The sequence below is a fragment of the Catenovulum agarivorans DS-2 genome, assembly GCF_000568405.1.
GTDB lineage: Bacteria > Pseudomonadota > Gammaproteobacteria > Enterobacterales > Alteromonadaceae > Catenovulum > Catenovulum agarivorans_A.
This window is the reverse complement of sequence record NZ_ARZY01000023.1, coordinates 1-16,127: the sequence shown is the minus strand read 5'-3', so window position 1 is coordinate 16,127 and position 16,127 is coordinate 1. Positions and strand designations below refer to the sequence as shown.

Sequence of the window (16,127 nt, the reverse complement as noted above, 5' to 3'; positions counted from 1 at the left end):
AGAAAACTTAACCTAAACGTTCAAATATCTTATCGAGCTTCTCTTTCAGCGTAGCAGCAGTAAATGGTTTAACAATGTAACCATTCACACCAGCTTGCGCCGCTGCAATTATCTGCTCTTTCTTAGCTTCTGCTGTTACCATAAGTACTGGGATGTGCTTAAGTTTTGCGTCTGCTCTGATAGCTCTAAGTAAATCTATACCTTGCATGCCCGGCATATTCCAGTCTGTTACGACAAACTCAAAATCACCATTTTGCAACATTGGCAAAGCGGTTGCGCCGTCATCTGCTTCTGACACATTTGTAAAACCTAGGTCTCGCAGTAAGTTCTTAATAATGCGTCGCATAGTTGAGAAGTCATCTACAACTAGCACTTTCATATTCTTGTCCAAAGCTTCCTCCGCTCGCGATTATTATCTAGCAAATCAAATTATATCTGTTGCCAGCTTTTTAATCTGGCTTTTAATCTGTGCATGGCTTGGCTGTGAATTTGACTCACCCGAGATTCACTCACATCTAAAACCGCGCCAATTTCTTTTAAGTTCAATTCTTCATCATAGTACAAGGATAAAACTAACGCTTCCCTTTCTGGTAAAGTTTCAATGGCCTTGACTAAAGCACCCTGGAAAGCACCATGTGCGATATCTTCAAATGGTTCGTCAGCATTTTTGCTGTCTGGGCTACCGATGACATCTTCAGTTACGCCCAAATCTTCGATACCAATTATTTTTCCGCAATTAACATCGTTTAAAATATGATGGTACTCATCTAGCGAAATATCAAGTTTTTCAGCAACTTCTGCGTCTCTCGCATCTCGGCCAGTTTCTTTTTCAACTTCGGCAATGGCCTGAGAAATCATTCGACTATTTTTGTGGACTGAGCGAGGCGCCCAATCACCACGACGAATTTCATCTAGCATTGCGCCTCGGATACGGATACCCGCAAAGGTTTCAAAGCTTGCACCTTTGCTACCGTCAAAATTCTTTGAAGCTTCAAGCAAGCCAATCATGCCAGCTTGAATTAAATCATCAACCTGAACACTAGCGGGTAAACGTGCCATCATATGATGGGCAATTCGTTTGACCAACCCGGCATGCATCTCTACTAATGCCTGTTTTTGGTCTACTGTTTGGTAAGCCGCCACTTTATTCACAACAGACTAAGCTCCTGGTGCAACCAATTGTTCAATGAAAAATTCAAGATGGCCGGTTGCATTATCTGGTATCGGCCACCGACCTGCTTTTGCGGCTAAAGTTTTAAATGCAATAGCGGCAGGTGATTTTGGAAATACGTCAACAATTGTTTTTTGTCTTCTAACTGATTTACGGATGTTTTCATCAAAGGGGATTATGGCAACCAATTCAATTGCAACATCTAAAAATCTATCGGTAACTTTAGAGAGTTTAGCAAACAATTCTTGTCCTTCACGCATTGAGCGCACCATATTTGCAACTATTTTAAAACGGAATACACCAAAGTCGCGATTCAGTACTTTCATTAGCGCGTATGCATCGGTAATAGAGGTTGGTTCATCACATACAACCACCATGACATCTTGAGCTGCTCGAGAAAAGCTCAGCACCATATCTGAAATACCAGCGGCAGTGTCGACTATCAAAACGTCAAACTCTTTTTCTAGTTCACTGAACGCTCGAATAAGCCCTGCATGTTCTTGTGGTGTAAGCTCCACCATATTACGTGTACCAGAGGTGGCTGGTACAATTTGAATGCCGTGAGGACCGGTAATCAGGATATCATCTAAGGTGCACTCGCCAGCTAACAAATGAGATAAGTTTTTCTCGACACGTAAACCTAACATCACATCTACGTTGGCTAAACCTAAGTCGGCATCAAAGACTAACACACGTTTGCCTTGTTGAGCCATTGCAACGGCCATATTCAGCGAAACATTGCTTTTACCAACGCCGCCTTTGCCACCTGTGACTGCAATTACTTTTACTCTTTTTTGCTTCATATTTCGAAGGCCACTGGCCTGATCACCTAACTGGTTCATTATCTTCATAAATTCTTATTTATATATAGGCTGTCTTGCGCTATCTGTAAACCAGTATGGATGAGAAAAATCTCTTTCGTCCAATAATCCGGCTGCCTTATCGGTTAAATACTGTGCACTTGCTGCTTTTATATCCTCTGGCACGCGCTGACCATCAGTAAGATACCCGATCGGTAAGGCATTTTGAATGGCAACGCTAATAATTTCTCCTAAACTCATGCTTTCGTCTAATTTAGTGAAAATACAGCCAGATAAAGAAATTCGTTTAAATTGCTGAACAGCTTCCATCAACACTCGACGTTGGGCAGTTGCTTGTAAAACTAAATAACTACGAATTTTAACATTAGTTGATTTCATCAAGCTATCCAATTGTTCTGCTAGGCGCAGATCTCTTTGCCCAACACCTGCTGTGTCAATTAATACTAGTTTACGATTACGTAGTTGGTGAAGTGTATCGGCTAATTCTTCTGAATGCGACACAACTTTACATGGACAACCAATTATTTTTGCATAAGTTTGTAATTGTTCATGTGCACCAATACGATATGTGTCTGTTGTCACCAATGCAACCGAATCAGCTCCGTGCTTTTTAGCAAAATGAGCGGCTAGTTTAGCGACAGTTGTCGTTTTACCTACGCCAGTAGGCCCTAATAAAGCAACAACACCACCGCGACGCATAATGTCATTATTTGTAACATTGATTTGATTGGTCAATAAATCTAACGCGTGTTCCCATGCTTCGTTTTGGTCAATATCACCAGGTAAAAAACTCGCAATTTGATCGGCAACATCACTAGCAATGCCCATTTTATTCATGCGGTCGACTATGTATGCCCGAATTGGCTCACTGCGTGCCATCTCTTGCCACATTAAACCGGATACTTGATGCTGTAATAAGTTACGTAACTCTGCCATTTCAGCTTTAATCGAGTTCAACTCATCATTGGCTGGCGCAGCGTCCACTTGCGCTGAAGTTGGTTGGCTGACCGCTTGCTGTTTTGATGCCTGCAAAAGGGGTGAATTGCGCCAGTCGTCTTCTGCTTCGTCTTGATCGACTGCCGCAGCCAAAGAGCGCATCATACGTTGTTTATTCGCTCGTAAATTTTTTTGCATGTCACTTTCTTGACGTTCGCTGCGGCTCGGGGCAAAACCCGCTGGCGCTTTATTTTGTCTTTGTAATAAAGATTGCAAGCTATCTGACATTTTAATCTCTTCAGCATCATCTTGCATAGGAGCCGCTTGAGGCGCTGCAGCTGCAGGCTGAGAAGTCGCCGGTGTTGGCTCTGCATCGATAGCAGCAACGATCTCAATCCCTTCTGGCACCTTAGTATTTGACATAATGACCGCATCAGGCCCTAAAGTCACTTTCACTTGATTCAGTGCCGAACGAATATCTTTTGCTACAAACCTTTTAATTTTCATCAGTCCTCCTCAGCTACGCAAAACTGCAATGCTCAGACAAATATTTGACGTTACTGCCCTATCGAATGAACGATACGTATTTGTTTGTCATCTGGTATCTCTTGATACGACAGTACATGTAATCCAGGCACAGTGTGTTTGGTAAACCTAGCCAGCACATTTCTCAGTATGCCAGAAGTCAACAAAACCGAAGGCTCGCCATTCATCTCTTGTTGTTGAGATGATTCTTGCAAGGCATTTTGAATGCGCTCTGCAAGTCCTGGTTCAATGCCCCCACCTTCTGCACCACCTGCTTGCATAGACTGATGCAATATTTGCTCCAACTCTGGTGACAAAGTTATGACAGGCAATTCATCCATGCCGCTGGATATCTCCTGAACAATCAATTTTCTCAATGCAATTCGGATTGCAGCGGTTAATACATCAGGGTCTTGGCTCTTGGGTGCGTACTCAACTAAGGTTTGAACTATGGTACGCATATCGCGAATAGCCACACCTTCAAACAATAAGTTTTGCATTACTTTAACCACACAAGACAAACTCAACATATCCGGCACTAGACCTTCTACCAGTTTTGGATAGGACTTGGCTAACATATCCATTAAGTTTTGTGCTTCTTCATGGCCAATTAACTGCCAAGCATTATTGGTTAGTAATTGACTCAAGTGCGTTGCCACTACAGTTGATGCATCAACAACTGTGTAGCCAAGTGTCTGGGCTTGCTCTCGCTGATCTGGGTTAATCCATACTGCCTCTAAACCAAATGCTGGATCTGTTGTTTTCACCCCGTTTAATTTGCCAAACACTTGACCTGGATTAATCGCCATTTCTTTGTCGTGATAAATTTCTGCTTCACCAATTACCACGCCCATCAATGAAATTCGGTAGATGTTTGGTGATAAATCCAGGTTGTCACGAATATGGACGGCAGGGACCAAAAAGCCCATTTCTTGCGATAGTTTTTTACGCACACCTTTAATACGAGAAAGTAACTCTCCGCCTTGAGACTTATCAACTAAGGGAATCAGTCGGTATCCAACTTCTAAGCCAATGACATCCATTGGTTGTACATCGTCCCAACTGATTTCCTGAGGCTCGGCTGCAGCTTGAGTATTTTCAGGTAGTGCTTTGCCTTCGGTTTGAGTGCCTTTTGTTCCCTCAACTGCACTGCGTTTAATTAGCGAGCCCGTTTTACTGCCGCTAAGCGCAACGCGTTTTTGACTAAGCCAATAAGCAACGCCAGCAACAACGATTGCTAGACCAATAAATGCCAAGTGTGGCATCCCTGGCACAATCCCCATCACCAATAAAATGGCTGCGGCAATATACAATGCTTTTGAATTACCTAATTGATCGGTTAGCTGATCGCCTAAATCAACAGAGGTATTTTGCCGTGTTACAACAATTGCAGTACCAACTGACAACAACAAAGACGGTATTTGCGCGACCAAACCATCACCAATGGTTAGTAGAGTATAAATTTCGATTGCATCTGAAAAATTCAGTTCATGTTGCACCATACCAATAATCAAGCCACCAGCAATATTGATTAGCATGATCAACAAACCCGCTATCGCATCACCTTTAACGAATTTACTCGCACCATCCATAGAACCATAAAAGTCGGCTTCATCGGTAATTTCTTTACGGCGCTTAACCGCTTCTTCTTGGTTAATAAAACCGGCGTTTAGGTCAGCATCGATTGCCATTTGTTTACCCGGCATACTGTCCAAAGTAAAACGTGCACTCACCTCAGAAATACGCCCAGCACCAGCGGTAACAACTTTAAAGTTGATTATCATTAAAATGGCAAACACAACTAAACCGACTGCATAGTTACCACCTATCACCACTTCACCGAACGAGGCAATAACTTGTCCAGCCGCGTCGCCACCATTGTGACCTTCGAGTAAAACGATACGAGTTGAGGCTATGTTGAGGGCCAACCTTAAGACAGTGGCAATAAGAATAACAGTTGGGAATGCACCAAAATCCAAGGGTTTGAGCGTGTATATAACAACCAATAATACCACCATAGACAAAGCGATATTAAACGAAAACAGTATATCTAAAAGTATGGATGGTAGGGGTAATACCACCATTGCCAAAATAGCAAGCACAACAAATGCGACCCCAAAGCCAGTCATTTGTTGTAGGTTTTCTTTATTAAAATTGAATTTTTGCAAAGCTTGCGTCAATTGCATACGTCAATAATCCAACACCCAAAAATAAGTGGGAATATCTTTGCAAAAAAAGGGCCAGGGTTACATTAAACCGCTTGAAGAATATCGTATAACAAGGTTGGGTCTGTTTTGGGAGATGTTGTTTGCTCTTGTGTTTGTTGTGCAGCCACTAACCGATTGCGCGCATGAACAGACAAGTTATCAATAACATGCTGATCTATTTTGCCTTTATCATTGAACTGAGACAAAGCGGGTGGATTTAAATACGCAACCAGCTTATTCATGGCTAATCCCGCAAAATTAAGTGCATAACTTTGGTCTAACGCGGATTCGTACGCTTGCTCGTCTGCCGAAACTTTGAAAGCATCAACAACACCTAATTGCTGTTTCAATACAGCCTCATCTGCTTGCTCCGCTTGTTGCTGTTGAGTAGCAAGTTTAAATTGAGCATTTTCACAAACATTGTCATCAAGCATTGCCAACAGCAAAGAAAAATCACCTCTTTGGTTTTGTCCCAAAGCGCGATTTAACGATGCAGCGATATGCCCTTCATGAATAACTTGCATTTTGATTAATATTCAATCAACTTGATGAAAACTTACCCTTATCATCGACCTGGATAAAAAAAACTTAAGTTTTTTTATAAAAAAGCTTTACAGCAAAAATTAATTTGATAGTATTCGCCGCGTCTTCCGGAGGGGTTCCCGAGTGGCCAAAGGGATCAGACTGTAAATCTGACGGCTCTGCCTTCGCTGGTTCGAATCCAGCCCCCTCCACCACTTCTTCTTTATATTTTTTCTGTTGTTACAATCTCTTACAAAACACCTTGCAAGTCATAAAATTAAAGTAAATACTCAGACCATTCGTTTTATAATTTTTTTCTATTATGCAGTCAGGAACCTTATACAAGGATAAACGCTTTCTAGTTGTCGACGATCAGCGACCATTCCAAGTTATGCTCAAGGGCATACTACTAAACTTGGGTGTAAAAGAAGTCCAAATGGTAACCAACGGCGAAGCGGCCATTTCTGCAGCAAAAAATCATGAATTTGATTTTATTTTGGTGGACTACAACCTAGGTGGGCATCGAAAAAATGGCCGGCAAGTGATTGAAGAAATTAAAACTAAAAAACTCGTGCCCCCTCACTGCATCAGCATTATGGTTACAGGTGAAAACCACAGGCCTATGGTATTAGGCGCTATAGAATTGCAACCAGACGATTATGTGATGAAGCCATTTTCGCAAAATGTGCTTAAACATAGATTAGACAAGGCGCTGCACAAACGAACAAATTTGTTGCCCATTTACCAAGCGATGCACGAAGAAAACTTCGAACAAGCTATGAATGAGTGTACTCGACTGATCAGTGAAAATAATCGCTACCGCAATTTTTGTAATAATCTACTTGCCGAGCTGCTGTGTAAACAAAAACAATATGAGCAAGCAGAATATCTATTAACCAAATTGTTAAAAGTAAAACCCTACACTTGGGGACAAATACAACTTGCAAGGACTTATCACCACCAAGGAAAACACCAACAAGCTATAGTCATTGCCACTGAGGTGATGAAACAAGCCCCCATGATTATAGATTCTTACGACCTGATGGCAGAAGCATTTCATGCGAGCGGTGATTTAACCCATTCGTTAGAAATGGCCATTCGAGCAGCAGAACTTTCGCCCTATTCCGTCGAGCGCCAATACCGACTATGTCAAATAGCCCAATCAAGCGATATGCACGATATTGCCAAAGATGCTTGCAAAGCTATTTTAGAAATGACGCGAAAGTCAGTTCAACAAGATAGTGTTCACCTTCTAAATTATATTCGCGCAACCATTAATGCTGCAGAGCACAGCGAAGAAAAATCAGAGCAGAATAAACTTAAACAGGAAGCAGTGATTGCACTGCAACGAGCAAAACAGGACGAATTAATCGGCAATATTAATAACTACTCTGTTTTTGAAACATTATGTAATGCGCGTATTGAAGCCATGGATAAACATTTGATCGCGGCGAAAAAGCAATTATTTAAAGTGATGTCTGCCCATGCTCAGGATGAAGAAGCAACGGATGATCCCTACGCGTATGAAAAACTAAGCTTACTGTATACCATGGGTGAATACGAATTGGCTGAGCATGTCGCAGATGAGTGTAAAGACGAAAGAGTCAATAAAAATCCCTTTATCAAAAATACCATTAGCCATTTAAAACAAGAAAATAAAAAACGCCAACGCGGGTTTAAACAGTTAAATCAAGCGGGAATCGACGCATACAAGAAACAAGATTACATTTTGGCATTCCATCAATTTGATAGCGCACTCAAGTTTGCCCCTATGCATACAGGCGGCACATTAAATTTAATTTTAGCGATAATAAAATTAATAGAAACCAGTGAAAAACAGCCCGAAGATCTATTAAAACGCATAAAAGCAGCCTTTCAAGCATTAGATGGTATCGAACTGCCGAGCAAACAGTTTGAACGCTATAAAGAACTAGAAAAACAATACCATAGCCTAATGGAAAAGCTGAACCCACCGCAGAAAAAATGGCGCTAAAACTTGCGTAAATAGCAGCTTAGTTTAGGCTTAGGTTAAGCGCCTCTGAAGCAAAATAATAATCGAAGATAAATATATGCAAGACAACAAGTTTGGTACCTGTAAATACTGTGCACCCGACGGTAGCTTCTGCCAAGAAGTTGATATGGGCAACGGCTACTGCTTTTGGCATGACCCAACCTTTGATAAAAAAGGTATGGAGTTAACCGACAAGCTAGAGCGATACGCAAGCAGTGGCGGTATTACCCAAGGTCTACAGCTGAAATACGCCAACCTCGAAGGCGTTAACTTAGTCAGACGAGGTAGCAGTTTAGGCTATGACTTTTCAGGCTCTGATTTTTATCGTGCAAATTTACGACATTCTCATTTATTCAACATTCGTCTCGACAAAGGCTCGTTAATGAAAGCCGACCTTACTGAAGCGAATTTACATTGTGCCAAATTACAAGATACCAACTTATTAGGCGCGAAACTCATCCAAACCAAACTAGATAATATCCAGCTGGGCAACAAGTTACTTCAAGAAACGACCGCCCTTCAAGCGTTAAAAGAAGACAAACAAGAGATTGCGATGGATAACTTTGAACAAGCTGAGGAGATTTATCGCGATGTTCGTAAAGCCTCGGAAAATCAAGGGTTATTTGATTTAACTGGCTACTGCATCCATAAAGAGCTGACTATGCGGCGCATGCAAATGCCTAAACTATCCAGAGAGCGGATCATCTCTAAACTAGTTGATTTATTTTGCGGTTATGGCGAACGCCCAGCAAATGTCATTGCCTTTTCAATGATGCTGATATTTACCTGCGCGTGTGCCTATTTTATGCTTGGGGTAAATTTCGCAGAAGAACGTATCCAATTTAGTCCTAGCCAGACTTGGTCACAAAATATCAACGAGTTTTTCAGCGCACTGTATTATAGCGTTGTCACCTTTACAACCTTAGGTTATGGCGACATTACCCCTACAGGGCCTTCTCGCATAATAGCAGCGTGTGAAGCGTTTACTGGCAGTTTTACTATGGCGCTCTTTGTAGTGGTATTTGTTAAGAAAATGACCCGATAGCGCGCAATTTAGCTGTTATTTTAGCTTATCCATGAAAAGCTCAGTGAACTTTTTCATTTTAGGTGCAACCACAAATTGGCAATAACCTTGTTGAGGGTTTTGGTCAAAATACCCTTGATGATAACCCTCTGCAGCAAAAAAAGCTTTTGCATATTCCACTTGTGTGACAATTGGGCTTGAATAATTGCGCTGAATTAACTGGATAAAATCATGGGATACCTGCAATTGTTTGTCAGTTAAACAAAAAATTGCACTGCGGTATTGCGGCCCAATATCATTTCCTTGGCCATTCAACTGAGTTGGGTCATGTATGGTAAAAAAGACCTCTAATAGCAGAACAAGATCTATTTGTGCTGGGTCATAGGTTATTTCAACCGCTTCAGCATGTTCAGTCAAACCACTGCAAACATCCTGGTAATTTGCAGTATCTTCTGAACCACCACAATAGCCAGATACCGCACGCTCGACGCCTTTTAATCGGTTAAAAGCAGCTTCAATACACCAGAAACAGCCACCCGCAACAATGATCTTTTCCATGTTATGTCCTTAGTAAATCACTTAAACTGTAAATCGATTGACCATTTTATTCAGTTCGTTTGATAAATGACCAATATCTTGCGCCAACCCCTCTCCAGTATGGGCAACCTCATTGGCAGCTTGGCTTTGTTCATTCAGTGCAAATAAGTTTTGACTAATATCATCCGCTACCGTACTTTGCTCTTCGGTAGCTTGTGCAGTTTGTGACGACAGGTCGCTAACCGCTTTAGCTGATACCATTAACCCTTCGAATACATTTTGCGTTTCAGCAAAACCTTCAACGGTTTTGTCGACATTGTTTTTACCACTATTGATTGCCTGAGACGACTTAGCAACATTGTGCTGCAGTTGTTCAATCATTTCTTGAATATGATTAGTGCTTTCTTGAGTCCGAGTAGCTAAAGTTCTAACTTCGTCGGCAACCACAGCAAACCCTCGTCCTTGCTCCCCTGCTCTAGCTGCTTCTATCGCTGCATTTAAAGCGAGTAAATTAGTTTGCTCAGCAATACTGCGGATAACATCTAAAACCGATGCAATATCAGCAGAGCTTTTTTCTAACTCGCTAGAAGAGCCTAACGCAGTATCCATATCAGCAGAAAGCTGCAAAATGATATTATTTGCACTTTTCACTACACTCAAACCTTGTTGTGCATGTTTAGTCGACTGCTCGGCTTCATCTGCTGAATTAATCGCTACTTGTGACATTTCTTTATTTGACAAATTCATCTCATGCACGGCACTAACGATTGAATCGGAAGCTTTGTTCAGTGTATCTGTAATGGTTTTAGTTTGTGTTGAAGATTGGCGTAACGTTTCAGTTAGCTCAGCGAGTCTATTCGATTGTTGCAATATAGATTTAATTAATTGACGCAAATTACCGACAAAACCATTAAATTCGCCCGCAAGTTCACCGAATTCGTCTTTACTACGAGCGTCAATCTGTTTAGTCAAATCACCATTACCAGTAGCTATTTGGCGAATTTGTCTGGTTAGATTTTCTATTTGTTCGGTTAAAGCTTTGGGTATGATATAGCTAAACCAAGCTGCCGCAGCCAATACGATTAACGCAATTAGGATTGCCGTTTGTTTAAAAGCACTTACATCGCTTTGCAATTGCTTGTTGAGCTCATCTGATTTTTGTTCAGCGGCTTCACCTGCTTTATCCAAAATTGCACGCAGCGCTGCAAATTTCTTATCTGTTGCTAGAATAACCCTTTGTTTATCAGCTTCACTGCTAAAACTTTGCTGCACCATATTGTCTGAAGCTTTGTACCAATCGTTAAACAAAACGTCAAAATCACGGAAACGGTCAACAACATCGGGAAAGTCAGCCAAATAACGACGATATGCTTCAAACCTTTGTTTGACTTGCAATGCGTTTTCTCGTCTGTCTTGGTCATTTGCGTTTTTGTCACCTATTGCGTTCAACATATTTAATTCAGCGACTTTAGCTTGATATAAATCTCTATCAGCATTAAGAACGACAGCAATCGACTTTAAGAACTTTTCCGATTGCGCTTCCAACGCGTCTTCTTGTAACGAAAGCAAATAAGAAAGTGTGAAAAACACAAACAAGAGCGCCACAGCCAACGCGACAATTGGCCAAGAGCTTTTAACTCTAATACTATGAATGTTCATGGAATTTCCCTGCCTATGTTTAAACTATTCACTATCATTTAGTTATTAAGCAAACCTAAATACTAAATAAAAGCTTAGTCAATATACGGCTGTTAGCAAACTTTTACGCGAAAAATCAAAGCGTTTGCAAGCAATATAGTGTTTGTCCACTAGCATGATACTTGGCTTCAAAAGGCGTTATCGCTGGCAAGGGGTTTTCAATGGTAGATAACTGACTTTTTATTGAATAGAGTGTCAAACCAGCTTGGAATTCTTGTAAGTAAATCAACCAGTTTGAGCGCAACTCAATATTAGGGCATAGTTGTACTATCTGTTTAAATACTGGCGCGCCATGCCAGCGTCTTTTTATATGCTGACTTTTTGGCCATGGGTTGGGGTAATAAATCTTATGCTGGGAGATTGGCATTTGACTATCAACCAGTAAACGATACAAATCGTTTAGGTCTGCACGCAACAACATCAGGTTAGGATAATCTTCCCGACCTTGTCGATTAAGCCTATCGGCTGACTTATCTACGCCAATTACACAATGGTCAGGAAATTTTTGCGCTAACTGCCGGCTGCTCTCGCCTACCCCGCAGCAAGCGTCAAAAATGATCGGTTTGCTAACCGTTTTATCTACATCTGAAAATTGCACAAATTGACAAATTTGTTCAAATGCTTGCCTCGAATGTTCAGCAATCGGCTTTAAGAATTGGCTATTTTTATGTTTTAACACAATTGACTCTAGGTCTTTATGTATGCCTTCTTGATTAGATACAATGGCACGAGAGTTTGCTTGCATTAGTGTCTAATCCCCACACCTTTTTTAATCAACATGGTTGCAGTAGTAAACAACACTATGGTTAGGCCAATTAATATACTATACGCCACTGTTAAGTTGATATCTGAAGTTCCTAAGAAGCCAAATCTAAATGCATTGACCATATAAATAATTGGATTCGCTTGGCTAACTTGTTGCCAAAAACCAGGCAACATAGAAACTGAAAAGAATACCCCCCCTAAGTAGGTCAAAGGCGATAATATAAATGTAGGCACTATGCTAATGTCATCAAAGGTTTTAGCATACACAGCATTTATTAGGCCTCCTAAGGCAAACAAAATGGCGGTCAGTAATAAGGTGGTAATAATAACCCAAAAGTTATAAATTTGAATATCAACAAAAAACAATGCAACCGCTGTAACAATCGCGCCAACTAATACAGCTCGGAGAACACCACCTAATACATAGCCCCAAACAATCACCCAAGTAGGCACAGGCGCCACTAATAATTCTTCAATATTGCGTTGAAACTTGGCACTAAAAAATGATGAAGACACATTGGAATACGCATTGTTGATAACAGACAACATAATTAACCCTGGCATCATAAATTCAACGTATTCAAATCCGTTGACTTCACCCACTCGGCGGCCTATTAAACTACCAAACACCACAAAATATAGCGTCATAGTAATAGCTGGTGGTACAAGTGTTTGCACCCAAATACGTAAAAAACGATTACATTCTTTATAAACGATGCTTTGCAATGCAATCCAATAATTTGCTTTGATCATGCTGATTCCTGTTGTTTACCTTGTTCAACCAAATTAACAAAAAGTTCTTCTAGGCGATTGCTCTTATTGCGCATACTCAACACATTAATGCCCAAATTTGAAAGCTCAGCAAATACATGGTTAAGCGAATCACCTTTGTTAATTTCAACTTGTAATGTATGAGGGTCTAGCAGGTGTGATTTGGCACACACCAGCGATAGCTCGTCTACATCTTTGGCTAAATCTAAAATAAAAGTTTCTACTGATAACTTGCCCAATAGAGCTTTCATGCTGGTATTTTCAATAATTAACCCTTGGTCAATTATTGCGATATTGCGACACAAACTTTCGGCTTCTTCAAGATAGTGCGTAGTTAAAATAATGGTGACGCCACTTTGATTGATCTCTTGTAAGAATTTCCACATTGAGCGGCGAATTTCGATATCAACACCGGCAGTTGGTTCATCCAAAATCAATAACTTAGGTTGATGCATCATGGCACGCGCTATCATTAAACGCCGTTTCATACCGCCAGATAAGTTTCGTGCAGGCGTATTGCGCTTTTCCCACAAGTCCGTTTGTTTAAGGTAAGTTTCACTGCGCTCTATCGCAACTTTACGTTCAACCCCATAATAACCTGCTTGATTAACGACAATTTGTTGCACAGTTTCAAATTGATTGAAGTTAAATTCTTGTGGCACTAACCCTATGTGTGCTTTAGCTAGCTCTAATTCTGAGTCTAAATCATGGCCAAATACTTTTACCTGACCAGAGGTTTTATTCACAAGTGCAGTTAAAATGCCTATTGTGGTTGATTTGCCCGCACCGTTTGGCCCAAGCAACGCAAAAAAGTCACCTTCAACTACCGTTAAGTCGATGCCCTTTAGCGCTTCAACTTGACCTTTATATACTTTTTTTAACTGTGAAATTTCCAATGCATTCATAATGTTATTTTCACTTGTCCTATTTATTTTGGTTTATAACCCCAAGGTTTAACCATGGTTTGCTCAACACCAATATGATCTAAAATGCGTGCAACAACGAATTCAACTAAATCGTCAATAGTTTTTGGTGCATGGTAAAAGCCTGGGTTGGCAGGCATTACGGTCACGCCTAAATGGGCAAGTTTCGCCATATTGTCTAAATGAATGGCCGAAAACGGCATTTCGCGCGGCACGATAATCAATTGACCTTTTTCTTTAATCACTACATCAGCCGCGCGCTCAATTAAATTATCACTTGCACCATGGGTAACCGCAGAAACCGTGCCCATAGAACAAGGGCAAATCACCATATATTTAGGGGCAGCAGAGCCAGATGCAACTGGTGAAAACCAATCATCTTTGCCATAACATAAAATTTGCTCAGGCTGGGCTTGGCAATATTCAGTTAAAAACGCCTGTGCTGCTTTGGGCTGGCTAGGTATATCTAACTCAGTTTCGGTTTTTAATACCACTTTAGCTGCGGATGAAATAAGCAGGTGCACCTGCCAATTAGCTTTAACCAAAGCTTGTAACAACTTTAGCGCATACGGCATACCCGATGCGCCAGTCAGTGCTAAGGTTAATTGTTGTTGATTCATTAAGCTAGTTGCTCCAATGCTTTGATAATTTTTTGATGAATACCGCCAAAACCACCATTACTCATAACCACTATTTTATCATTGGGTAATGCGTAGTCGGCTATTTTAGCGGCAAGTTCATCGATATTTGCACATACTAGGTTGTGCTGTTTCAAATTTTGCGTAACTTCGTCTAGAGACCACTTTAACCCTGGATCTTGATATAAAAATACGGCTTCAGCTAAATTGAGTGACTCGGCTAGCTCTTGTTTATGAAATCCCATTTTCATCGTATTTGATCTCGGCTCTAACACAGCAATCACTCTACCTGATTGATTATTGGCAACAACCCCTTGCAGCGTGGTGGTAATAGCTGTTGGATGGTGGGCAAAATCATCAAATACACTAATTGAATTAACTTCACCTATTTTTTCTAAACGACGTTTAACGTTTTTGAATTCAGCTAATGCGGCAATGGCGTCTACTGGCTTAACCCCAGCGTGGCGCGCCGCAATTATTGCCATTAATGCGTTATGTGCATTGTGCTCACCTAATAATGGCCAATTAAGTAGCCCTTGTAATTCATCATTAAAATAAATTTCAATTTGAGTACAGTCTGGACTTACCGCTTTATACGACCACTCTTTGCCAATTTTGTTTTGCTCACTCCAGCAGCCCATTGCCAATGTATCTTCAACATTTTTATCGTCTTGATGGCTAATAATCAAACCAGACTGCGGCACAATACGAACCAAGTGATGGAATTGTTTTTTAATGGCAGCGAGGTTTTCAAATATATCCGCGTGATCAAATTCTAGATTATTCAAAATTAACGTGCGTGGATGGTAATGAACAAACTTACTGCGTTTATCGAAAAAGGCGCTGTCGTATTCATCTGCTTCTATAACAAAAAAGATTGAATCACCTAAACGAGCGGATATTGCAAAGTTATTTGCCACCCCGCCAATTAAAAACCCCGGTTTACAGCCTGTGTGCTCGAGTATCCAAGCCAGCATGCTGGATGTTGTGGTTTTGCCGTGTGTACCAGCTACAGCCAATACCCATTTGTCTTTTAATACATGTTCAAACAACCATTGTGGGCCAGATATGTAGGGGATGTTTTTATCTAGTACAGCTTCGACCACTGGGTTACCGCGCGACATGGCGTTGCCGATAACGACTAAATCTGGGTTGATATCAAGCTGTGCAGGATCGTAGCCTTGAACCAGCTCAATACCTTGTGATTCTAACTGGGTGCTCATAGGTGGGTAAACATTTAAATCTGAGCCTGTTACTTTGTAGCCGAGTTCTTTGGCTAAAACAGCTAAGCCGCCCATAAATGTTCCGCAAATGCCCAAGATATGTATATGCATGATAATCCGTGTATTTGTTGGTTGTTATTAATGGTGATGTACTCAAGCTACTGCTTGGGCATAAATAATACCAGCTATCTGTGGTGAAAGGATCAGTGTTGGGAAATTTAGCTGGGTTTATAAAGGCCGGGTGCAATATATTCAGAGCTAGTGTTGTGAATACTGTGCAATATGTACAGGGTCAGGCTTACATTCACTAAAACAGAAACGCTTTAAACACAATCCCTGTGCGCTCCGACTTTTC

15 protein-coding genes and 1 tRNA gene are annotated in these 16,127 nt (G+C 41.0%); 3 read left to right on the top strand and 13 right to left on the bottom strand.

Translation table 11 applies throughout. From position 1 onward, the window contains the following. Positions 1-7 precede the first annotated feature (7 nt). The 6 genes from cheY to DS2_RS12200 all read right to left on the bottom strand — a co-directional run bounded on the left by cheY (position 8) and on the right by DS2_RS12200 (position 6,184). Positions 8-391, bottom strand: a complete 384-nt coding sequence (cheY, locus tag DS2_RS12225; protein WP_026016871.1) for a chemotaxis response regulator CheY — start codon at positions 389-391, stop codon at positions 8-10. A gap of 38 nt (positions 392-429) precedes the next feature. Beyond that, positions 430-1,152: an RNA polymerase sigma factor FliA gene (locus tag DS2_RS12220; protein WP_035015102.1), complete on the bottom strand. Its 723-nt coding sequence runs from the start codon at positions 1,150-1,152 to the stop codon at positions 430-432. A gap of 6 nt (positions 1,153-1,158) precedes the next feature. Then, complete coding sequence (locus DS2_RS12215; protein WP_200870146.1) at positions 1,159-2,013, bottom strand: MinD/ParA family protein; 855 nt, start codon at positions 2,011-2,013, stop codon at positions 1,159-1,161. Positions 2,014-2,028: 15 nt separating this feature from the next. Next, on the bottom strand, positions 2,029-3,435 hold the full coding sequence (flhF, locus tag DS2_RS12210; RefSeq protein WP_035015101.1) for a flagellar biosynthesis protein FlhF: 1,407 nt from the start codon (positions 3,433-3,435) through the stop codon (positions 2,029-2,031). A 50-nt stretch (positions 3,436-3,485) separates the two neighbouring features. After that, the gene (gene flhA, locus DS2_RS12205) at positions 3,486-5,639 is read right to left on the bottom strand and encodes a flagellar biosynthesis protein FlhA (RefSeq protein ID WP_035015099.1); all 2,154 of its coding nucleotides are present in this window, start codon (positions 5,637-5,639) and stop codon (positions 3,486-3,488) included. A gap of 65 nt (positions 5,640-5,704) precedes the next feature. Continuing rightward, on the bottom strand, positions 5,705-6,184 hold the full coding sequence (locus DS2_RS12200) for a VC2046/SO_2500 family protein (RefSeq protein ID WP_035015098.1): 480 nt from the start codon (positions 6,182-6,184) through the stop codon (positions 5,705-5,707). Positions 6,185-6,312: 128 nt separating this feature from the next. Here DS2_RS12200 and DS2_RS12195 point away from each other — a divergent pair. From DS2_RS12195 to DS2_RS12185, 3 genes are all read left to right on the top strand, one after another. Next, positions 6,313-6,397, top strand: a tRNA-Tyr gene (locus tag DS2_RS12195). 107 nt (positions 6,398-6,504) lie between these two features. Next, the gene (locus DS2_RS12190; protein ID WP_081754264.1) at positions 6,505-8,175 is read left to right on the top strand and encodes a response regulator; all 1,671 of its coding nucleotides are present in this window, start codon (positions 6,505-6,507) and stop codon (positions 8,173-8,175) included. Positions 8,176-8,251: 76 nt separating this feature from the next. Then, positions 8,252-9,238, top strand: coding sequence for an ion channel (locus tag DS2_RS12185; protein ID WP_035015096.1), 987 nt, complete (start codon positions 8,252-8,254; stop codon positions 9,236-9,238). Between the two features lie 15 nt (positions 9,239-9,253). Here DS2_RS12185 and msrA read toward each other — a convergent pair whose 3' ends face one another. The 7 genes from msrA to mpl form a co-directional block, all read right to left on the bottom strand. Beyond that, positions 9,254-9,775 carry a peptide-methionine (S)-S-oxide reductase MsrA gene (gene msrA / locus DS2_RS12180; RefSeq protein ID WP_035015095.1) on the bottom strand — a complete coding sequence of 174 codons (522 nt, stop codon included), beginning with the start codon at positions 9,773-9,775 and terminating at the stop codon, positions 9,254-9,256. 21 nt (positions 9,776-9,796) lie between these two features. After that, positions 9,797-11,413: a methyl-accepting chemotaxis protein gene (locus DS2_RS12175; RefSeq protein WP_035015094.1), complete on the bottom strand. Its 1,617-nt coding sequence runs from the start codon at positions 11,411-11,413 to the stop codon at positions 9,797-9,799. A 115-nt stretch (positions 11,414-11,528) separates the two neighbouring features. Continuing rightward, positions 11,529-12,197: a tRNA (guanine(46)-N(7))-methyltransferase TrmB gene (trmB, locus tag DS2_RS12170; protein WP_035015093.1), complete on the bottom strand. Its 669-nt coding sequence runs from the start codon at positions 12,195-12,197 to the stop codon at positions 11,529-11,531. Further along, positions 12,197-12,970 (bottom strand): ABC transporter permease, encoded by a 774-nt coding sequence (locus DS2_RS12165; protein WP_035015092.1) that lies wholly within the window; start codon positions 12,968-12,970, stop codon positions 12,197-12,199. Before DS2_RS12165 ends, trmB begins: the two co-directional genes overlap by 1 nt. After that, complete coding sequence (locus DS2_RS12160; protein WP_035015091.1) at positions 12,967-13,893, bottom strand: ABC transporter ATP-binding protein; 927 nt, start codon at positions 13,891-13,893, stop codon at positions 12,967-12,969. The genes DS2_RS12165 and DS2_RS12160 overlap by 4 nt, the downstream gene beginning before the upstream one ends. 23 nt (positions 13,894-13,916) lie before the next feature. Next, positions 13,917-14,531, bottom strand: a complete 615-nt coding sequence (locus tag DS2_RS12155; RefSeq protein WP_035015090.1) for a flavin prenyltransferase UbiX — start codon at positions 14,529-14,531, stop codon at positions 13,917-13,919. Then, positions 14,531-15,883, bottom strand: a complete 1,353-nt coding sequence (gene mpl, locus DS2_RS12150; protein WP_035015089.1) for a UDP-N-acetylmuramate:L-alanyl-gamma-D-glutamyl-meso-diaminopimelate ligase — start codon at positions 15,881-15,883, stop codon at positions 14,531-14,533. Before mpl ends, DS2_RS12155 begins: the two co-directional genes overlap by 1 nt. Between the last annotated feature and the right edge of the window lie 244 nt (positions 15,884-16,127).